The sequence below is a fragment of the Massilia phyllosphaerae genome, assembly GCF_034659755.1.
Classification (GTDB): Bacteria; Pseudomonadota; Gammaproteobacteria; order Burkholderiales; family Burkholderiaceae_D; genus Telluria; species Telluria phyllosphaerae.
On sequence record NZ_JAXSQX010000006.1, the window covers coordinates 329513 to 349418 of the forward strand.

The 19906-nt window shown below is 67.2% G+C and carries 22 protein-coding genes; 17 read left to right on the top strand and 5 right to left on the bottom strand.

Translation table 11 applies throughout. The annotated features are described in order from the left end of the window. Positions 1-223: 223 nt before the first annotated feature. Positions 224-967 (top strand): winged helix-turn-helix domain-containing protein, encoded by a 744-nt coding sequence (locus U1H99_RS22710; protein ID WP_323143977.1) that lies wholly within the window; start codon positions 224-226, stop codon positions 965-967. Positions 968-984: 17 nt separating this feature from the next. After that, complete coding sequence (locus U1H99_RS22715; RefSeq protein ID WP_323143978.1) at positions 985-1746, top strand: LuxR C-terminal-related transcriptional regulator; 762 nt, start codon at positions 985-987, stop codon at positions 1744-1746. Between the two features lie 23 nt (positions 1747-1769). Here the strand turns inward: U1H99_RS22715 and U1H99_RS22720 are convergent, their stop codons facing one another. Then, positions 1770-2093, bottom strand: a complete 324-nt coding sequence (locus tag U1H99_RS22720; protein ID WP_323143979.1) for a hypothetical protein — start codon at positions 2091-2093, stop codon at positions 1770-1772. Positions 2094-2389: 296 nt separating this feature from the next. Here U1H99_RS22720 and U1H99_RS22725 point away from each other — a divergent pair, with 296 nt between their 5' ends. After that, complete coding sequence (locus tag U1H99_RS22725; RefSeq protein ID WP_323143980.1) at positions 2390-2827, top strand: hypothetical protein; 438 nt, start codon at positions 2390-2392, stop codon at positions 2825-2827. Between the two features lie 13 nt (positions 2828-2840). On the opposite strand, the gene U1H99_RS22730 is transcribed toward U1H99_RS22725, so the two are convergent. After that, complete coding sequence (locus tag U1H99_RS22730) at positions 2841-4781, bottom strand: CocE/NonD family hydrolase (RefSeq protein WP_323143981.1); 1941 nt, start codon at positions 4779-4781, stop codon at positions 2841-2843. 101 nt (positions 4782-4882) lie between these two features. Between U1H99_RS22730 and U1H99_RS22735 the strand changes: the two genes are divergently transcribed. Continuing rightward, positions 4883-5443: a YdeI/OmpD-associated family protein gene (locus tag U1H99_RS22735; RefSeq protein ID WP_323143982.1), complete on the top strand. Its 561-nt coding sequence runs from the start codon at positions 4883-4885 to the stop codon at positions 5441-5443. A gap of 27 nt (positions 5444-5470) precedes the next feature. On the opposite strand, the gene cynR is transcribed toward U1H99_RS22735, so the two are convergent. Further along, complete coding sequence (gene cynR, locus U1H99_RS22740; RefSeq protein WP_323143983.1) at positions 5471-6358, bottom strand: transcriptional regulator CynR; 888 nt, start codon at positions 6356-6358, stop codon at positions 5471-5473. Positions 6359-6569: 211 nt separating this feature from the next. Between cynR and cynS the strand changes: the two genes are divergently transcribed. From cynS to U1H99_RS22755, 3 genes are all read left to right on the top strand, one after another. Further along, positions 6570-7040: a cyanase gene (gene cynS / locus U1H99_RS22745; protein WP_141828644.1), complete on the top strand. Its 471-nt coding sequence runs from the start codon at positions 6570-6572 to the stop codon at positions 7038-7040. 86 nt (positions 7041-7126) lie between these two features. After that, entirely contained in the window at positions 7127-7939 is an 813-nt protein-coding gene (locus U1H99_RS22750) for a formate/nitrite transporter family protein (RefSeq protein WP_323143984.1), read from the top strand. 10 nt (positions 7940-7949) lie between these two features. Next, the gene (locus tag U1H99_RS22755; RefSeq protein ID WP_323143985.1) at positions 7950-9674 is read left to right on the top strand and encodes a bifunctional protein-serine/threonine kinase/phosphatase; all 1725 of its coding nucleotides are present in this window, start codon (positions 7950-7952) and stop codon (positions 9672-9674) included. Positions 9675-9692: 18 nt separating this feature from the next. On the opposite strand, the gene U1H99_RS22760 is transcribed toward U1H99_RS22755, so the two are convergent. Further along, a complete protein-coding gene (locus U1H99_RS22760; protein ID WP_323143986.1) occupies positions 9693-10307 on the bottom strand; it encodes a hypothetical protein in 615 nt (204 codons plus the stop codon). A gap of 135 nt (positions 10308-10442) precedes the next feature. On the opposite strand from U1H99_RS22760, the gene U1H99_RS22765 reads away from it, so the two are divergent. Beyond that, entirely contained in the window at positions 10443-10832 is a 390-nt protein-coding gene (locus tag U1H99_RS22765) for a hypothetical protein (protein WP_323143987.1), read from the top strand. Here the strand turns inward: U1H99_RS22765 and U1H99_RS22770 are convergent. Continuing rightward, positions 10771-11148 carry a fibronectin type III-like domain-contianing protein gene (locus U1H99_RS22770; protein ID WP_323143988.1) on the bottom strand — a complete coding sequence of 126 codons (378 nt, stop codon included), beginning with the start codon at positions 11146-11148 and terminating at the stop codon, positions 10771-10773. The genes U1H99_RS22765 and U1H99_RS22770 overlap by 62 nt on opposite strands. Before the next feature lie 215 nt (positions 11149-11363). Between U1H99_RS22770 and gspG the strand changes: the two genes are divergently transcribed. The 9 genes from gspG (at position 11364) to U1H99_RS22815 (ending at position 19906) form a co-directional block, all read left to right on the top strand. After that, entirely contained in the window at positions 11364-11807 is a 444-nt protein-coding gene (gspG, locus tag U1H99_RS22775; RefSeq protein WP_323143989.1) for a type II secretion system major pseudopilin GspG, read from the top strand. A gap of 70 nt (positions 11808-11877) precedes the next feature. Beyond that, on the top strand, positions 11878-13065 hold the full coding sequence (locus U1H99_RS22780) for a type II secretion system F family protein (RefSeq protein ID WP_323143990.1): 1188 nt from the start codon (positions 11878-11880) through the stop codon (positions 13063-13065). Further along, positions 13062-14756 carry a GspE/PulE family protein gene (locus tag U1H99_RS22785; protein WP_323143991.1) on the top strand — a complete coding sequence of 565 codons (1695 nt, stop codon included), beginning with the start codon at positions 13062-13064 and terminating at the stop codon, positions 14754-14756. Before U1H99_RS22780 ends, U1H99_RS22785 begins: the two co-directional genes overlap by 4 nt. Continuing rightward, entirely contained in the window at positions 14749-15570 is an 822-nt protein-coding gene (locus tag U1H99_RS22790) for a hypothetical protein (protein ID WP_323143992.1), read from the top strand. The genes U1H99_RS22785 and U1H99_RS22790 overlap by 8 nt, the downstream gene beginning before the upstream one ends. Beyond that, positions 15567-16118, top strand: a complete 552-nt coding sequence (locus U1H99_RS22795) for a PilN domain-containing protein (protein WP_323143993.1) — start codon at positions 15567-15569, stop codon at positions 16116-16118. Before U1H99_RS22790 ends, U1H99_RS22795 begins: the two co-directional genes overlap by 4 nt. Continuing rightward, the gene (locus U1H99_RS22800) at positions 16115-16714 is read left to right on the top strand and encodes a hypothetical protein (RefSeq protein ID WP_323143994.1); all 600 of its coding nucleotides are present in this window, start codon (positions 16115-16117) and stop codon (positions 16712-16714) included. The genes U1H99_RS22795 and U1H99_RS22800 overlap by 4 nt, the downstream gene beginning before the upstream one ends. Beyond that, positions 16711-17319 (top strand): hypothetical protein, encoded by a 609-nt coding sequence (locus tag U1H99_RS22805; RefSeq protein WP_323143995.1) that lies wholly within the window; start codon positions 16711-16713, stop codon positions 17317-17319. The genes U1H99_RS22800 and U1H99_RS22805 overlap by 4 nt, the downstream gene beginning before the upstream one ends. Further along, complete coding sequence (locus tag U1H99_RS22810; RefSeq protein ID WP_323143996.1) at positions 17316-19430, top strand: secretin GspD/PilQ domain-containing protein; 2115 nt, start codon at positions 17316-17318, stop codon at positions 19428-19430. Before U1H99_RS22805 ends, U1H99_RS22810 begins: the two co-directional genes overlap by 4 nt. After that, positions 19430-19906: a type II secretion system protein gene (locus tag U1H99_RS22815; protein ID WP_323144131.1), complete on the top strand. Its 477-nt coding sequence runs from the start codon at positions 19430-19432 to the stop codon at positions 19904-19906. Before U1H99_RS22810 ends, U1H99_RS22815 begins: the two co-directional genes overlap by 1 nt.

Consider the following 19906-nt stretch of genomic DNA (forward strand, 5'->3'; position numbering starts at 1 on the left):
TGGTTTTTCAATACTTGTATCCTTTTCACAACTGCCGGTATTCACTGCCGCGCGTCTCTTGATTCGCCTCAAAACCCGCTTCCCTCTAGGCGCTCTGTCTAATTGCTATTTATTCGCGGAAGCTCTGAATACTCCAAACAAATCATATTGTTCAGTTGGTCTTGCATCGTGCATATTAAAATCTGGCAGCTGCAAACATAGATCAATGTTTTAGGATAGCCGTATGTCCGCACACGTCCTCGTGGTCGACCCCGATCCCGCCATCCGCCAGTTGCTGGCGTTGAACCTGACGCGCGCCGGCCACGACGCCGCCAGTTGCCTCGATGCCGAATCGGCGCTGGTCTCGATCGACGAGCATCCGCCCGAAATGCTGCTGCTGGAATGGGATTTGCCGGGCCAGTCCGGCCAGGCGCTGATCCGGCGCCTGCGCGCCGCCACCACTACGCGCGAGCTGCCGATCATCATGCTGTCGGCGCGCGCCGGCGAGCACGACAAGATCCTGGCGCTGGAATCGGGCGCCGACGACTATCTCACCAAACCCTTCAATCCGCGCGAACTGCTGGCCCGCATCGGTGCCGTGCTGCGGAGAAGGGCACCCGCGCCGGTGGCGCCGGCCGCAGCCCTCGCGCCCGATGTGGTGCAGATGGCCGGCCTGCGCCTCGATCCCGGCACCCAGCGCGTGATGGCGGGGGCGCGCCAGGTGGCCCTGGGGCCGGTCGAGTTCCGGCTTTTGAATTTCCTGATGCATCACCCGGAGCGCGTGCATTCGCGTTCGCAGCTGCTGGACCAGGTGTGGGGCCGCCATGCGGTGCTGGACGAGCGCACCGTCGACACCCACGTCGGGCGGCTGCGCAATGCGCTGCAGCCGAGCGGCCACCAGCAGCGCATCGAAACCGTACGCGGCAGCGGCTACCGCTTCGTCGCCTGGCGCGCCCAGGATGCCTTCGGCTGGGACAGCGCCGCCTGAGCAGCCTGCACGCATAAATGGAACCAGTCGTTATCCTCAGCCGCCTGGAGCAGGAGTACCTGCTGCGCGCGATCGAAGCCGGCGTGCGCGTGGCCAGCCTGCATCAATTGTTCCTGTGGACGCAGGGGCAGCTGCAGGCGCTGCTGCCGCACGCCGTGCTGGCCTGCATGCAATTTGCGCCGGGCGGCGCGCTGCTGGGGATCGATTGCCTGCATGGCACGGTGCTGGCGCCGCCCGCGCTGGCCGCACTGGGCGGCCGCCGCGACGGGCTGGCACTGCGCATCGCGCGCCATTGCATGGGGAGTGGCCGCCTGCCGGCACTGTTCGACGGCGGCGACAGGGAAGAAGAGGGCGCGCAGGTGCTGGAAGGCTTCCGCGCCGAACTGGGCGCGCTTGGCTTCGACAGCGTGCTGGCCCACGGTACCGGCCAGACCGCGGCCGGCGCCAGCGTGTTCGTCTTGTTCGGCCTGCCGATGCGGCCGAGCGCGCGCCACGCCTACTTTCTCGAATTGCTGGTGCCGCACCTGCACCTGGCGCTGGCACGGCTGCCGCCCCATGGCGGTTCGGCGGCGGCGCCGGTGCGCAGCCTGAGTGCGCGCGAGACCGAGATCGTCGGCTGGCTGCGCGAAGGGAAGAGCAACGACGAGATGGGACAGATCCTGGGCATCAGCGGGCTGACCGTCAAGAACCACCTGCAGCGCATCTACCGCGCGCTAGGGGTCAGCAACCGCGCCCATGCGCTGGCGCGCTGCATGGAGTTGCGTCTGCTGGAAGGGTAAGGACTTTCCAGCAGGCGGCAGGATCAGGACTGCGAGACTTCGGCAGCGGCGCGCTGCATGGCCACATAGCGCCAGGCTTCGGCATTGGCGTCGATGATGCGCGGGCCGTTGCAGCCGTCGGCGGCGCAGTCCGGCTGGGGCATGGTAGCCGACGCGGTCGGCACGGCGGTGCCGGCGGCGGCCGCGCCGGTCGTGGCGGTGCCGGTGCTGCCGGTGCCTGCATCGGCAGACACGTGGACACTGGTCGTGGCCGAGCCGGTCTGGATCGAGGCGGCAGTCTGGGGCGGCAGCGCATCCTGCGGACCGCCGCAGGCAGCGAGCAGAGCGGCGAGGGAGAAGGCGGACAAGGTAGGGAGCGTCAGAAATTTCATAATGGCGGGCAATAGCTGCGATATGGATGAGCTATTGTAGCCACACTTTTTTTCCGTGCGTCAACTTTTTAACTTAACTTTGTGTAAATTGCCGCCATGCGTTTAACAATTCATGTTAGATGCACGGAGTTAAAAGATGATGTAAGGAAATATCCTGAGAGAAATAAAACCTCCTGGAACATCAACGTAGCGCCCATGCGACGTTCGGTTACGCATGCATTGCATACCAACGCACGCTTGACGTCCGTCATGACGGCACGGATGATCTAACCATGAAAAAACTTGCCCTCTTATTATTAGCCGCCTGCGCCGCCAGCGGCTGCGGCGCCCAGTCGGGCAACCAGAAGGTTCCCGTGCCGGTTGCCGCAACAAAGGCCCCACCCGATTCCAACCTGGCCGCGCCGGGCGAGATGCTGACCCGCATCCGCACCCTGGTCGGCTCGCCGACCTGCAGCAGCGACGCCCAGTGCCATACGATGCCGCTGGGCGCCAAGTCCTGCGGCGGTCCGGAAGGGTATATCGCCTGGTCGTCGGCCAAGACCCAGGAAGCCGAGCTGCGCGCCCTCGGCGACAGCTACAAGGAACAGCAGCGCGCTGCGAATGCCGCCTCCGGCATGATGTCGACTTGCAACTTCGTGCCCGACCCGGGCGCGATCTGCAAGACCGGCATCTGCCAGCTGGGCAGCGGCGCCGCCGCCCAGGCACGCTGAGCCGGCCGCGGGTTCAGCGCGCCGCCGACTTGATCGCCGTGCTGGTCTGCACCACCGGCAGCAGCACCGCGCTGGCGCCGGCCGTGCCGCGCTGGATGGACACGGTCGCCTTGCGGTAATCGGCCGGCTTGGCGAAGAAGATGTTGTCGACGTAGCTCTGCGGGTTGCGGTCGTACAGCGGGAACAGGCTCGACTGGATCTGCACCATGATGCGGTGGCCCGGCTTGAACACGTAGTTCACGGTTGGCAGGCGGAACTTGTATTCCTGGACTTCGCCGGCCGGGATCGGCGTCGGGTGCTCGAAGCTCTGGCGGTAGCGGCCGCGGAAGATGTCCATGCTGACAGGCAGCTGGTAGCCGCCCATTTCCGGCTGTTCGGCCACGGTCGCCGGATAGACGTCGATGATCTTGACCACGAAGTCGCCATCGGTGCCGCTGGTCTTGGCGAAGATGTCGGCGAAGGGCGCACCCTGCACGGTGACCGGGCTGGTCAGCACCGGAGTCTGCCAAGACAGCACGTCGGTGCGGGTCGACACGAAACGCTGGTCCTGCAGCAGCCAGCTGACCCAGCGGCTGCGCTCGCTGAACGACATTGGCGGCGCCAGGAAGGGCACCGGCTTGGCCGGGTCGGACACGTAGCTGTCCTCGCCCGCGGCCGCCGGCTGGAAGGCCAGGCCGTTGTCGGCCTGCAGGTACAGCGGCGTCAGCGCCTTGGTCGCCGGCCAGTCGGCGAACTTGTCCCAGCGGTTGTCGGACGCGTTATAGATCATCACCGGCGCCAGCGGCTCGGTTGGGGTGCGGTCCTTCAGGTAGGTGTTGAAGAACGGGATCAAGACGTCGCGGCGGAAGTCGGCCGCGGTATCGCCCTTCCACTTGAGCGGACCCAGGGTCTCGGCCTTGCCGTTGACCTGGCTGTGCGCCCACGGCCCCATCACCAGGTGGTTGTTCGACATGCCCTTGGCGCGCAGCGCTTCCCAGGTGACGACGGCGCCGTACATGTCTTCCTGGTCCCACAGGCCCTGCAGCCACATGGTCGGCACGCTCGACGGCTTCGCCGCGACGAATTTATCCAGGGCCTGGCCCTGCCAGAAGGCGTCGTAGGCGGGGTGGCTGGACAGGCGGTTCCAGAAGCCGAGCTGCTTGAAGCCGTTGCGTTCGGCCCAGTTGCCGGCCGACCCGGCATCGAGGAAGGCCTGGTAATCGTCGGCACCGGTGTGCGCCACGTTCTCGCCCTTGCCGGTCTTGCTGGTCTGGCCGGTGAAGTAGTCGAGGTTGACCTGGCGGAAGGCGCCGTAGTGGAACCAGTCGTCGCCCATCCAGCCGTCGATCATCGGGCTCTGCGGCGCCGCCACCTTCAGCGCCGGGTGCGGGCCGAGCAGGGCCATGGTCACGGTCCAGCCGTCGTAGGACGAGCCGATCATGCCGACCTTGCCGTTGCCCTGCTTGACGTTCTTGACAAGCCAGTCGACCGTGTCCCATGCATCGGTGGTGTCGTCGGTCTTGCTCGGATTGAGCGGGCCGACCGGCGGACGCGTCATCACGTAGTCGCCCTTGGAACCGTATTTGCCGCGGATGTCCTGGTAGACCAGGATGTAGCCGTCGTCGACCCACTCGCGGTTGGCGGTCCAGACCGCGTCGCGCAGGTGCGGCACGCTTTCCTTGCTGAAGCCGCCCGCATCGTAGGGCGTACGCTCGAGCAGCAGCGGCAGGTCGTGCGCGCCTTTCGGGATCAGGATCACGGTATGCAGCTTGACGCCGTCGCGCATCGGGATCATGACTTCCTGGCGCGTGTAGTCGTAGTCGGCATCGGGGCGCTGCCATTTGGCCGGGATGTCGCTGCCGGTCTGGACCAGCGTGGCGTCGCGGGTGGATTGCGCCTGGGATGGCACGGCGGTGAATGCGTAGGAGGCGGCAAGGACGGAGGTGGCGAAGGCGAGGGCGGTACGGCGTGACATCGACGGTTTCCTTAATCAGAACGAACGGCGTGGGCGGGGGCCAGGTCGGCTGGGCAAGTATAACCAGATGAGATAGCGGAAAGCCATGCATAATGGCCGCCATGACGCCCACTTTCTTCGCTGATGCCCAGGCCTTCCGCGCCTGGCTCGACCAGTACGCCAGCAGCGCGACCGAACTGCTGGTCGGCTTCCACAAGGTGGGCTCGGGCCAGCGCTGCATGCGCTGGTCAGAATCGGTCGACGAAGCCCTGTGCGTCGGCTGGATCGACGGGCGCCGCCAACGCATCGACGACGACACCTATTCGATCCGCTTCACGCCGCGCAAGGCATCCTCGATCTGGAGCGTGGTGAATATCACCAAGATGGACAAGCTGCGCGCGGAGGGCAGAATGACGGCGGCGGGCGAAGCGGCGTTCGCGCTGCGCGTCGAGGCGAAGTCCGGCATCTATGCGCACGAGCGCAGCGATGTGCCCGCGCTGAGCGACACGGAGCGCGCGCGCTTCCAGCGCGATGCTGCGGCCTGGGCCTACTTCGAGGCGGCGCCGCCCGGCTACCGCAAGGTCGTGCTGCACTGGATTATCAATGCAAAGCGGGAAGAAACGCGCAGCAAACGGCTGGCGCAACTGATGCAGGCTTGTGCGGCGGGAAAACGGCTGGCTTGACGGCCCTGAACGCCACCCGAACAGGCGTCAAAGCATCCAGCGCGCGGCTTCGCGCCTGACGATGTCCTCGAGCGCGCGGGTCGCCGCGCTCTGGTAGGCGCCTTTGCGCCGCAACAGCATGACCGTGCGCGGCGGCGGTGGCGACGCCAGCGACAGGTTGCGCAGGCCGGGCGCCTGTCCTGCGATTGCCTCCGGCAAGATCGTCAACAGATTGCTGTGCCGGACAATTTCAACCAGGGCACTGATCGTATTCACTTCCACCGCGACCTTCGGCGCCACCTGGGACGCCTGCAGATAATTGTCGATGTGGACGCGGGTGACGAAATTCTTGCTCAGCAGGGCCAGTTCGCCCTCCGCGAGCGAGCGGACGTCGAGCGCATCGCGCCCGGCCCACGGATGATGGTCCGCAACCACAACACGCAGGCTTTCCGTGAACAACGGCAGGCTCTCGATATCCGCGCAACGCGCCAGTTCGAACGCGATACCGAGGTCCACTTCATCCGCTTCGATCGCGGCGGCAATCGTGTCCATCGACATTTCCAGCACATTGACCTTGATGGCCGGGAAGCGGGCGCGGAAAGCGGCCACCAATGGCCCGATCAGGTAAGCGGTGAAGGTCGGCGTCATCGCCAGCCGCACGGCGCCGCGCGACAGGTCGCCCACATCGTGGATCGCGCGCCGGCCCGACTCCAGTTCGAACAGCGCCCGCCGCGCATGGGCGATATAGGCTTGCCCGGCCTCGGTCACCTTGACCGTGCGCCCGCTGCGGTCGAGCAGGACGGCATCCAGACGGTCTTCCATCTGCAGGATCTGCTGCGAGAGGGCCGGCTGGGACACGTGCAAGGCTTCCGCCGCGCGTGTGAAATTACCGTGCTCGGCCACGGCGATGAGATATTTTAGTGCACGCAGTTCCATAATTTAGTGCACGCAGCTCCAAAAAAAAGCATTAGTTTTTCTTATCAACACCATTCTAAGCAGGTATTGGACCGCTTAATAAAAAGCCACGATGATGATTTCCATTGCAGGGTATTAAGCAATTTACTGGCCAGGAAACTCGCCCCAATTGCCGGCCCATCGCACCGTCAATGCAATCGACCCTCCAGCCCATCCAACAAAGGAAATCATCATGCTGCAATCGGACGTCACCCAAGATGCGCGCACGGCACTCACCGCACGTGTCATCACCAGCAAGGCGCTGAAAGACCTGAGCTGGGCCGCCCTCGCCGAAGGCACCGGCCTGCACGTCGCCTACGTCACGGCCGCACTGCTCGGCCAGCACGCCCTGCCGGCCGCCGCCGCCGCCATCGTGGCCGAGCGCCTGGAACTGAGCGCCGCCGACGCCAAGCAGCTGCAGTCGGTGCCGATGCGCGGCAGCATCCCGGGCGGCGTGCCGACCGACCCGACGATCTACCGCTTCTATGAGATGGTGCAGGTGTACGGCACCACGCTGAAAGCCCTGGTCCACGAGCAATTTGGCGACGGCATCATCAGTGCGATCAACTTCCGCTGCGACATACAAAAGGTAGCGGATCCCGAGGGCGGCGAGCGTGCCGTCATCACCCTGGACGGCAAATTCCTCCCCTATAAGCCGTTCTGAGTGCGCCGTCCCGGCAGGCATTCTTCTTGCTGAGATTCAAATTACATAACGTCAACAGGCCCGCGGGCCGCGAAAGGTGAAGCTGCATGGCATATCTGGTTCCTTCGGAATTCGTCACCAAGATGGTGGACGCGGGCGAGTCGAAAATCTACATGGCGACGCGCGATGCGCTGATCCGCGCCTACATGGCAGGCGCCATCCTGGCCCTGGCCGCCGTGTTCGCGGTGAGCGTGTCGGTGGCGACGGGCGTGCCGCTGATCGGCGCACTCCTGTTCCCGGTCGGCTTCTGCATGCTGTACCTGATGGGCTTCGACCTGCTGACCGGCGTCTTCGTGCTGACGCCGCTGGCATTGATCGACAAGCGTCCCGGCGTCACGGTCGGCCGCGTCCTGAAGCATTGGGGCGTCGTCTTCATCGGCAACTTCCTCGGCGCGCTGACGGTGGCCTGCCTGATGGCCTACATGTTCACCTTCGGCTTCAACACCGATGGCGGCAAGATCGCCCAGACCGTCGCCCAGATCGGCGAGAAGCGTACCGTCGGCTATGCCGCCTACGGCGCGGCCGGCATGCTGACCCTGTTCATCCGCGGCATGCTGTGCAACTGGATGGTGTCGATGGGCGTGGTCGGCGCGATGATCTCCACCACCGTCGGCGGCAAGGTCGTGGCGATGTGGATGCCGATCATGCTGTTCTTCTTCATGGCTTTCGAACATTCGGTGGTGAATATGTTCCTGTTCCCGTTCGGCCTGATGATGGGCGGGCACTTCACGATCATGGATTACCTGATCTGGAACGAACTCCCGACCGTACTGGGCAACCTGGTGGGCGGCCTCGCCTTCACCGGCCTGACGCTGTACTCCACCCACGTCCGGACGGCGGCCAAGCGCTCGTTCTCCTGATCGTCTGCGGATGTCTTCCCATCCGCATCTCTCGATCGGCCAGCATAGCGAGCGTGGCCGCAAGGCGGTCAACCAGGACTTCCACGGCAGCTGCATGCCGCAGGGCCGGCAGCTGGCGGTGAAGGGCGTCGCGCTGGCCGTGGCGGACGGCATCAGCAGCAGCGACGTCAGCCAGGTCGCCAGCGAAACGGCCGTCGCCTCCTTCCTCGAGGATTACTACTGCACCTCGGATGCGTGGTCGGTGAAGACGTCGGCGGAACGCGTGCTGGCGGCCACCAATGCCTGGCTGTATTCGCAGACCCGGCAAAGCCAGGGCCGCTACGACAAGGACCGCGGCTACGTGTGCACGCTGTCGGCGCTGGTCATCAAGTCGAATACCGCCTACCTGTTCCACGTCGGCGACACCCGCATCTACCGGGTGCACCGCGACAGCCTGGAACAGCTGACCACCGACCACCGCGTCTCGGTCGCGCCCGGGCAGAGCTACCTGGCGCGTGCGCTCGGCGTGGATGCCCACCTGGAGATCGACTACCGTAGCGAGCCGCTCGAGCCGGGCGACCTGTTCATGCTGGCCAGCGACGGCGTCTACGAGCATGTCGATGCGGCCGACGTGCAGGGGGCGCTGGCGGCGGGCGCCGACCTGGACGACGCGGCGCGCCTGCTCGTGGCGCGCGCGCTGGAAAACGGCAGCCGCGACAACCTGACGGTGCAGCTGGTCCGCATCGAGCGCCTGCAGGACCAGGGCGCCGACGAGCTGCTGCGCAAGATGGCGGCCTTGCCCTTTCCGCCGCAGTTCGCGCCGCGTGCCCAGTTCGACGGCTTGCGCATCCTGCGCACGCTGCACGGCAGCAGCCGCAGCCACATCTACCTGGCGCTCGATATCGAGAGCGGACAGAGCGTGGTCGTCAAGGCGCCGTCGATCGACCTGCAGGACGATCCGGTCTACGTCGAACGCTTCCTGATGGAAGAGTGGATCGCGCGCCGCATCGACAGCCCGCACGTCGTCAAGCCGCTGCTGCCGGGACGCGCGCGCAGCAGCATGTACCTGGTCACCGAATACATCGACGGCAGGACGCTGGCGCAGCAGCTGCGTGACCGCGGCCGCCCGGGCCTGGAGGTGGTGCGCCGCATCGTCGACCAGGTGGCGAAAGGCTTGCGCGCCTTCCACCGGCTGGAGATGCTGCACCAGGACATCCGTCCCGAGAACATCATGATCGACGCCACCGGCACCGTGAAGCTCATCGACTTCGGCGCGGCCAGTGTGGCCGGCGTGCGCGAGATGGCCACCGCGGCACCTGCCGCCACGCTGGCCGGCGCCGCGCTGTATGCGGCGCCCGAATACTTTCTGGGCGAGCCGGGCACGGTGCAGTCGGATGTGTTTTCGCTGGGCGTGCTGACCTACCACCTGCTGACCGGCCACCTGCCTTACGACGTGCGCATCCCGCAAGCAAAGAGCAGGGCGGCGCAGCGCAAGCTGGCATATACGCCGGCGCGTGACCACGATCCCGCCATTCCCGCCTGGGTCGACGAAGCCTTGCGCAAGGCGGTGCGCATCGACCCGTACGCGCGCTACCGGGATGCCGCCGAATTCGTGTTCGACCTGCACCACCCGAACCGCGCCTTCCAGCAGCGCACCCGCGCGCCGCTGATCGAGCGCAGCCCTGTCGCCTTCTGGAAAAGCGTGGCGTTATTGCTGCTGCTCGTGCTGGTGCTCGACCTGGCCCTGCGGCATTGACCGCGGCCCGTCTTGTGTCTACACCAGCGCGCGGCTCTGCGAAATCGACCGGTTGAATTCGAGCCAGTCCTTGCCCAGCTCGGTGACCTTGTAGTCGTTGCCGACACGCTGCAGAAACAGGTTCGATTCCAGCCAGGTCCGGATGTCCGCGCTCATCGGAATCGCGTCCAGGCCGCATTCGATGCTGTTGAGCGCGCGCACGCAGGCGAAATGCTTGAGCGCTTGCCGTCCCCTCGAGGTGATGACCGGCTTGCCGTCGTCGTCCAGCTGGATCATGGCAAACTGCTGCAATTCGGCCGGGCACTCGGCCAGCGTCATCCTGTGCATGCCGGTGTCCGCTTCGAAGCGCAGGCGGTGCAGGATGGCCATGCCGGCCGCGTCGAGGGTGACGGCCCCCTCGTCGTCGATTGCCGGCGCTTCGCGCTGATCCACGGCCGCGGACGCCGCTTCATCGGTGCGGCGCCGCTGCATGCGGCGGTCTTCGGGGATGGCCAGTACGCGTTCGATCAGCGCTTCGTCGAGGCCATTGCGCATGAGCAGATTCTTGGCCGCGGCGTTGCCGAAGCCGCGCCGCATTGCGAACATGGTGCGCAGGATTTTTGCGGTGACGCCATCAGTACGTCGGTCTCCCAAGCGTCGGTTCGGGTGAGTAGCGAGGGTCATAATGGTCGAATGGCATGTCAACCCACGAATCATAACAAAAAATCATCGAACCCGGGCCGTCCGCCTTGCGCTTACAATGGGGCGAAGTGAACCCATGGACATGCGATGCAAACAATCGAAGTCGAGAAGCTGACCGGCCTGGCGCGGGCCTCCGCGGCGGTGACCGCAGCCTGCCACTGCAACCGGGAATCCCTCGCGGCCTGGCGCGCAATACCGATGACGCTGCGGCAGGACCGCCTGGAAGAGGCCGGGTTCCTGTTCGACGACCCCTACGACGAGCCGACCTTCGCCGAATACCACCCGGCCGGCACCCATTACGACAGCGAGACGGCCCCGATCGCGCCGCGTTTCTACCCCTACAACCGCTGCGCCGTCGTGCGCTGCCTGGATTGTGGCCGCCATTACCTGCGCTATAACGAGGCCGGCGGTTATTTCACGGAGCTGCGCATCCGCGCGTTGCAGCCCGAACTGATCGTGGATGCCGTGCCGGCGTAAGCGCGACCATAAAAAACCCTGCCGTGCTGGGCACGGCAGGGTTTCTGGTGCCGACCTGTACCGCCTGGCGCAGCGGCAGCGGGTTCGAGCTCGTGGTGGAGAGCTGGGCCGCGGCCGGTACCGTCAAGGTTTCATCCAGCGGCAGGTCGTCCGAGGCGGCGCCGACCAGGATGCGGTACTTGCCGGCATCCAGCTGCCACGCGCCTTTGGCCTGGGTGTAGTAGGCCAGCGAGCGGGCATCGATCGGGATCGTCACCTGCTTGCTTTCGCCGGCGTGCAGGATGTGGAGGCGGCGCTGGTCGGTTTTGCTGCGCATGGGTGTCGGCGTGTCGGTGGAAAGTGTCTTATGTCGTCCCGTAGTTGGCAATCTGAACATTGGATGCGTTCGTACGACACTGGCCGCATAAAGGCATTGTCGGGCAGGCGGACACATGGTAGCCTGCATGCGAGATTTTCATTAATGCAATAAAAATCCTGTTGCCGGTTGTCGGGTGATCAAGTCGTGGTCGAGGAAATAAAGGAGTTGGTCGGATGTATCAAGCGTTGAACCAGGGTTTTGCCGGCCGCCGCCGTAATGCAGGCTTTACCCTGCTCGAACTGCTCGTGGTGATCGTCATCATCGGCCTGCTTGCGGCCTATGTCGGTCCCAAGTATTTCTCCCAGCTCGGCAAGTCCGAAGTCACCGTCGCCAAGGCCCAGATCGAAGCCTTCGAGAAGTCGCTCGATACCTACCGCCTCGACGTCGGCCGCTACCCGACCACCGAGGAAGGCCTGAACGCACTGATGACGGCGCCGCCGACGGCTGCCGCCAAGTGGAACGGCCCTTACCTGAAGAAGGGCGTGCCGCTCGATCCCTGGGGCCACGCCTACCAGTACCGCGCGCCCGGCAGCAAGAGCGAATATGAAATTCTTTCGCTCGGCAAGGATGGCCAGCCGGGCGGCAGCGGCGAGGGCGCCGACATCAGCTCGCAGTAAGCGGCGCGCCATCGGCAGCCCGCATCGTCCAGCCTCTTTCCCTCACTGATCTTTACCTGGTCCTTTCGCCATGCAGTTCGCGGTACGCACTCTCGCTCCCGACATGAGCATCGCCAGCCTGACGGTCGATGCCCAGGATGAGGCGGACGCGCGGCGCCAGGTCGAAGCGCGCGGCCTCTACGTCAGCGCGATCGCCCCGGTGCGCGCGGCCGGCTTCCAGCGCGGCCGCGGCGGCAAGCTGTCGCTGGTCCTGTTCAGCCAGGAATTGCTGGCGCTGCTCACCGCCGGTCTCGGCATCGTCGAAGGCCTGGAAGCGCTGCTCGAGAAGGAAAGCACGCCCGCCACGCGCGGCGTGCTGGAACGGCTGCTGGCCGGCCTGCGCGAGGGCAAGCGCTTTTCCGGCGTGCTGGCGGCCCAGCCCGAGCTGTTTCCGCCGCTGTACATCGGCATCGTGCGCGCCGCCGAAGGCACCAGCGACCTGCCGCGCGCGCTGGAGCGCTACATCGAATACCAGCAGCGCATCGACACGGTGCGCGCCAAGATCGTCAGCGCCTCGATCTACCCGGCGATCCTGCTGCTGGTCGGCGGCGGCGTCTCGCTGTTCCTGATGTCGTACGTGGTGCCGCGCTTCGCCGAGGTGTACCAGGGCGCCGGCCGCAACCTGCCGTTCATGTCGCGCCTGATGCTGGACTGGGGCCAGTTCGTGGCCAGCCACACGGCCGGCCTGCTGGCCGGGATCGCCGTCGTCATCGGCACCCTGGTCTGGAGCATCCGGCGCGCCCTGCGGCGCGGCGGCATCGCGCGCCTGCTGGCGCGCCTGCCGGGCATCGGCGAGCGTGCCCGCATCTACGAACTGTCGCGGCTGTACCTGACGCTGGGCATGCTGAGCGAAGGCGGCATCACCATCGTCGGCGCGCTGGAAACCGTGCAGGGCATGGTGTCGCCGGCGATCGCGGCCGGCCTGCGCGCCGCCCGTACCGCGATCGAATCCGGGCAGCCGCTGTCGGACGCCTTCGAAGCCAACGGCCTGACCACGCCGATCTCGCTGCGCATGCTGCGCGTCGGCGAGCGCACCGGCGAGATGGGGCCGATGCTGACCCGCTCGGCCGCCTTCTACGACGGCGAGATCGGACGCTGGATCGACCGCTTCACGCGTACTTTCGAGCCGCTGCTGATGGCGGCCATCGGGCTGGTGGTCGGCGCCATCGTGGTGCTGTTATATATGCCGATCTTCGATCTGGCGGGAGACATGTCGTGAACGCCCCGAGTTTTGCCTTCGACGCGCCGCTGCTGGCGCGCGCCCGTGCCCAGAGCCGCCAGTCGCAGCGTTCGCTGGTGGATGAACTGCACGCCCTGTCCGGCCTGGAAGCGCGCCAGATCGTGCGCCAGCTGGCCGAACCCTTTGGCCTGACGGTGATGGAAACGGTCGAGATGTTCGGCCAGCAGCCGGCCTTCGACCTGCTGCCGCTGGCGCAGGCGCTGGCACGCCAGTGCGCGCTGCTGCGCGATGCGGGAGGCGCGCTGACCGGCGTGATCGCCGATCCCTTCGACCTCGATCTGCAGAGCTGGCTGCAGGCGCGCGCAGGCAGCACCGCCGCCAGTCCGCTGCACCTGCGCCTGGCGCTGGCCGGCGACATCCAGGCCTACCTGGGCAAGCAGGAGGAATCGGCGCGCGCGGTCGACACGCTGGGCGGGGAGGGCGCCGGCGAGGCTCGGCGCGACGGCAAGACGGCCACCGTGCTGTCGTTCGCCAGCGTGTCGGAAGCGGCCAGCCCGGCGGTCAAGGTGGTCAACTCCACCTTATATGATGCGTTGAAAGCGGGCGCCTCGGACATCCACCTGGAAAGCACCGCCGGCGGCCTGGCCGTGAAATACCGGGTCGACGGCGTGCTCGATCACGCGGCCACGGTCGGCGGCATCGAGCTGGCCGAGCACATCATCTCGCGCCTGAAGGTGCTGGCCGAACTCGACATCGCCGAACGGCGCGTGCCGCAGGACGGCAGCTTCCGCGTCGAGGCGGGCGGGCGCGACATCGACCTGCGCGTCTCGATCATGCCCAGTATCCACGGCGAGGATGCGGTCATCCGTATCCTCGACAAGCGCGCAATGATCGAAGCCTACGGCTCGCTGACGCTGGAAGCGCTCGGCTTCGACGCGCCCTCGCTGGTGACCCTGCGTCAGCTGGCCCAGGAAGCCTACGGCATGCTGCTGGTGACCGGTCCCACCGGCTCGGGCAAGACCACGACCCTGTACGCGGCCCTGACCGAGATCCACAACGGGCGCGAAAAGATCATCACCATCGAAGACCCGGTCGAGTACCAGCTGCCCGGCATCCTGCAGATCCCGGTCAACGAAAAGAAGGGGCTGACCTTTGCCAAGGGCCTGCGCTCGATCCTGCGCCACGACCCGGACAAGATCATGGTCGGCGAGATCCGCGACCGCGAGACCGCGGAGATCGCGGTGCAGTCTGCGCTGACGGGCCACCTGGTGCTGACGACGGTCCACGCCAACAACGTGTTCGACGTGTTCGGCCGCTTCACCCACATGGGCATCGACCCGTATGCCTTCGTCTCGGCCCTGAACGGCATCTGGGCCCAGCGCCTGATCCGCATGAATTGCCCGCACTGCGCGACCCCGTACGAACCCGACGCGGCCGAACTGGCCAGCGCCCACCTGGAAAGGAATGAGGTCATCGACTACCTGTTCATGCGCGGCGTCGGTTGCGGCGATTGCCGCGGCACCGGCTACAAGGGCCGCCGCTCGATCGCCGAGATCCTGACCCTGAACGACGAGATCCGCGAACTGATCGTCGACAAGCAGCCGATTCGCCGCATCAAGGCCGCCGCCGCCGCCAACGGCACGCGCAGCCTGCGCCTGGCCGCGCTCGACCTGGTCAAGCGCGGCGCCACCACGATCGAGGAAATCCGCAGGGTGACGCTGCATGCTTAGCAAACTCGCACCACGGCTGGGGCGCGGCCTGCGCATCGGCGTCGCTCCCGATGGCCTGGCGCTGGTGCGCACCAGCCGCTGGCGCCACGAGCGCGCGCTGCTGCTCGGCACCGTGCGCGCCGGCGGCGCCGATCCGGCATCGATCGGCGTTGCGCTCAGCATGCTGCTGGGCGAGCACGCGACCGCCGGCTGGCCGGTGACGATGGTGCTGTCCGACGACCTGGTGCGCCTGTGGCAGGTGACGCCGCCGCCGGGCGCCGGCCGCATGGCCGACCTCGAAGGCGCGGCCGCGCTGCGCTACCAGGCGCTGTTCGGCAGCTTTGCCGGCGGCTGGAAGATCAGTGCCGACTGGAGCGGGTCGCAGCCCTTCCTGGCCGCCGCCGTGCCGCTGCCGCTGCTGGAGGTATTGCAGGGCGCGGCGCGCAGCCACCGTTTCCACCTGGTGGAGGTGGTGCCGCAGTTCGTCGCCGCCCTCAACCAGTTCCGCAAGCTGCACCGCCCCGGCGCCTGGTTCGGCGTGGTGCATGGCGGCGTGCTGAGCGTGGCCGCCTTCGACGGCAGGCAGCTGGCCGCGGTGCGTACCTCGCCGATCCCGGCCGGGGCCGACCGCGACTGGCTGGAAAGCCACGTGGCGCGCGAGGCGCTGCGCGTCGGCCTGGGGCGGCCGGAACGGCTGCAGGTATGCGGTCCGGCGCCGAAGGGCTGGGCCAGCAGTGCCGGCCGCCTGAAGTTCGCCTGTACCCTGTTCGAGGACGAGACCGATCCGCTGTGGCCGGACAGCGCGCGCCTGGCCCTGAGCGGGAGGGCGCCATGAGGAAGGTACGCATCGATTTCGCCCCGCCCGGCCTGCGCCGCACCCTGCACCGGGTGCCGCCGAATGCCTGGGCGCTGGTCCCGGCGGCGCTGGTGCTGGTCGTTGTCGTGGTGTCGGGCGGACTGAAATACCGCGACCAGCTGGATGCCATCGCGCGCCTGCGCGCGCAGGCGCAGGTGCGGACGGCGCAGGCGCAGGGCCAGCAACGGCAGGCCGTACCGGCGCGCGCCGTGCCGGAAGCGCAGGCGAACGCGGTGAATGCCGCCGTGCAGCAGCTGAACCTGCCGTGGCGCGGCCTGCACGATGCGATCCAGGCCGCCACGCCCGCCAGCGTCGCGCTGCTGGCGCTGGAGCCGGACGCCAAGAAGAATAGCGTGCGCATCACCGCCGAAGCCAAAAGCAGCGACGACATGATCGGCTACGTCGCGCGCCTGCAGGACGTCGACTGGTTCGGCACCGTCGCGCTGGTGCGCCACGAGATCAACGACCAGGATCCGAACCGGCCGATCCGCTTCCAGATCGACGCCCAGTGGAAGGCCGCGCCATGAACCGACTCGCTTTCGGCAACCTGGTCTTGCGGCTGCGCCTGCTGGCGCTGCGCGCCGGCCCGGTCACCCTGGGTGCCATCGCCGTCATGCTGCTGGCATTGGGCGCGGCGGCCTGGTTCCTGTTCATGCTGCCGCAGTTGGAGCGCGAACGTGAGCAACTGAGCGAGACGCTGACCGAGCAGGCGCGCCAGGCCCGGCGCCAAGTATCGGCTATGCCCGCGGTGGTGCCGGTCGCCGCCGTCCCGCTCGACAACCTGGACGCCTTCTACGGCGCGCTCGGCCAGCGCCGCTACGCCGAGCAGCAGCTCAAGACCCTGTTCGGGCTGGCCGCGAAGAGCGGGCTGGTGTTGAACCAGGGCGAATACAAGAGTACCCGCGACCGCAACGCGCGCGTCAATACCTACCAGGTCAATTTGCCGGTGAAGGGCAGCTATGCCGCGATCTGGCAGTTTTCGCTGGCCGCGCTGCGCGCGATCCCGTACGCTTCGCTGGACGACATCAGCTTCCGCCGCGACAACATCGGCGACCCGACGGTCGAGGCGCGCCTGCGCTTCACGCTGTACCTGGCCGACGACGGCGCCCGGAGCGCACCATGACGGCGCTGAAGTCGATGAAGCCGCGCCACATGGCGCTGGGCGCCGCGCTGTTGGGCGCGGCGGCGCTGGTGCTGTTCGGCGACCGCGCCCCGGACGACGAGGTGGCCGAGGCGGTGGTACGGCCGGCGGCGCAGTCCGCGCCGGCTTCTGCCACGGCCGCCACTGCACCGCCGCCGGCGGCGGTACTGGTGCCCACGGCCGACCCGCAACGCGCGGACACCGGCAAGCGCCAGCCGATCCTGGCGCTGGTGCCGCGCGACGTGCTGATCGCCGATAACGACAGCGGCTTCGGCCAGGCCCCGAGCGGCGCCGTGTTCGGCAGCCAGAGCTGGGTGCCGCCACCGCCGCCGCCGGCGGCCGTGCAGCCGGCCCCGCCGCCGCCGCCGCCGATGGCGCCACCGCTGCCGTTTACCTTCATCGGCAAATCGGTCGGCGACGGCGTCTGGGAAGTCTACCTGGCGCGCGGCGACCGCACCTACACCGCGCGCACCAACGAGGTCATCGACGGCACCTACCGCGTGGATGCGATCGCGCCGCCGATCCTGCGACTGACTTACCTGCCGCTGAACCAGGTTCAGCAGCTTAATATTGGAGTGTTCGAGTGATCCGTCCTTTGATCCGTCTGATCCCGCTGGCCGTGGCCGTGCTGCTCGCCGGCTGCGCCGCCCAGCAGGCCTACCGCGAGGGCAACGAGCTGGTGGCGCAGGACAAGGTCGAAGCCGGCCTGGTCAAGTACCAGGAAGCGCTGGCGGCCGATCCCGGCAATGTCACCTACAAGGCGGCCTGGCTGCGCGCGCGCGACAACGCCACCAACCGCCTGCTGACCCAGGCCGAGCGCGAACTGGCGGCCGGCCAGCCGGTCGCGGCGCTGCAGGATTTCCAGCGCGTGCTGGCGATCGATCCGGTCAACGACCGTGCGCGCGCCGGCCTGCGCCTGGTCGACGCCGACCGCCGCCAGGCCGCGCTGATCGAGGAGGCCCAGGCCGCGGTCGAACGCAAGGATTACGAGACCGCGCGCCAGCGCCTGGGCGCGGTCCTGACCGAGCGCCCGACCCATGAAGAGGCGCGCCAGCTGCTGGCCGAGGTCAATGAAAAGGCGTCGCCGGCACCGGGCGAAGCCGCGCTGTCGGCCGCGTTCCGCACCCCGATCAGCCTGGAATTCCGCGATGCCCCGATCAAGCAGATCTTCGAAGTCATCGCCCGCCACTCGGGCCTGAACTTCCTGTTCGACAAGGACGTCCGCACCGACCAGCGCGCCTCGGTCTTCCTCAAGAATTCGACCGTGGAAGCGGCGGTGTACTACCTCCTGATGAGCAACCAGCTCGAGCGCCAGGTCATGGACGGCAACACCATCCTGATCTACCCGAACGTGGCGGCCAAGCAGAAGGAATACCAGGAGATGACGGTCAAGACCTTCTACCTGGCCAATGCCGACGCCAAGGCGGTCTCGAACACGCTGAAGACCATCCTCAAGTCGCGCGACATCGTGATCGACGAAAAGCTGAACCTGGTGATCCTGCGCGACAGCCCGGAAGCGATCAAGCTGGCGACCCAGCTGGTGGCGCTGCAGGACGTGGCCGAGCCCGAGGTGATGCTCGACGTCGAGGTGCTCGAAGTGCAGCGCAGCCGCCTGCTCGACCTCGGCGTCGACTGGCCGACCAGCCTGGCCTTCGCGCCGCTGACCACGTCCACCGGCGGCGCCTTGACGATCGACCAGCTGCGCAACCTCAACGGCAGCAACATCGGCGTCAGCGGCATATCGGGCGTGGTCACGGCCAAGAAGACCGACAGCGATTCCAACACGCTGGCCAACCCGCGCATCCGCGTGCGCAACAAGGAAAAGGCCAAGGTCGTCATCGGCGACAAGCTGCCGACCATCACCACCACGATCTCGTCGGGCGTGGGCGGCTTCGCCTCGGAGTCGGTGAACTACGTCGACGTCGGCCTGACCCTGAACGTGGAACCGACCGTCTACCTGAACAGCGAAGTCGGGATCCGCATCTCGCTCGAGGTCAGCAACCTGGTGGATACCATCAAGACCAGCAGCGGCACCACGGCCTACCGCATCGGTACCCGTTCGGCCTCGACCATGCTGCAGCTGAAGGATGGCGAGAACCAGGTGCTGGCGGGCCTGATCAAGGCCGAAGACCGCAGCAGCGGCAGCCACCTGCCGGGCGTCGGCGACGTGCCGCTGCTGGGCCGCCTGTTCGGCAGCAAGCAGGATTCGCGCGACAAGACCGAGGTGGTGCTGTCGATCACGCCGCACCTGATCCGCAACATCCAGCGGCCGGCGGCATCGACCTCCGAGTTCAGCGCCGGTACCGAGTCCAGCTTCCGGCGCCGTCCGGATACCGCGGTGCGGGCGGTGGCGGTGCTGCCGGGGGCGGTCGCGCGTCCGGCGGCCGGCCAGCCGGCGGCCTTGCCGGCGCCGCAGCCGGGTGTCCAGCAGGGCGGCCAGCCCGGCCAGGTGCCGGCACAGCAAGCGGTCCAACAGCCGGTCCAGCAGCCGGGCGCGATGGTGCCGGCCACCAGCGTCAGCGCCGGCGGTCCGCCGCCGCCCGCGGCGCCGTCGGTGCCGGCGACCTCGCTGCCGCCGACGCCGGGCGTGCAGGTCAATCCGCTGCCGGCGCCGGCCATTTCGCCGCTGCCGGCTGCATCGGCAAGCACGCCTGCGGCGGCTACCCCGGTGAATCCAGCGGCGGCCGGCGCCAGATGATGTCCCGGCGCGCGCGCGGCTTCACGCTGATCGAGCTGCTGGTCACGCTGGCGATCATGGCGCTGCTCGGCGCCATGGTGGTGCCGGTCGGCCAGACCGTGGTCCAGCGCCGCAACGAGGCTGCGCTGCGCACGGCGCTGCGCGAGATCCGGAGCAGCATCGATGCCTACAAGCGCGCCGCCGACGAAGGCCGCATCGCCAAGGCGGCCGGGGCCACCGGCTACCCGGCCAAGCTGGAATTGCTGGTGGACGGCGTGGTCGACTTGCGCAGCCCGAAAAAGGCCAAAATCTATTTTATGCGGCGCCTGCCGCGCGATCCGTTCAACGGTAACCCGGAACTGTCCGATTCCCAAACCTGGGGCAAGCGCAGCTACGCCAGCGAAGCCAACGAGCCACGCGAAGGCGACGACGTCTATGACGTGGTCTCGACCTCGGGCAAGGTCGGCCTGAACGGCATTCCCTATAGCCGGTGGTGA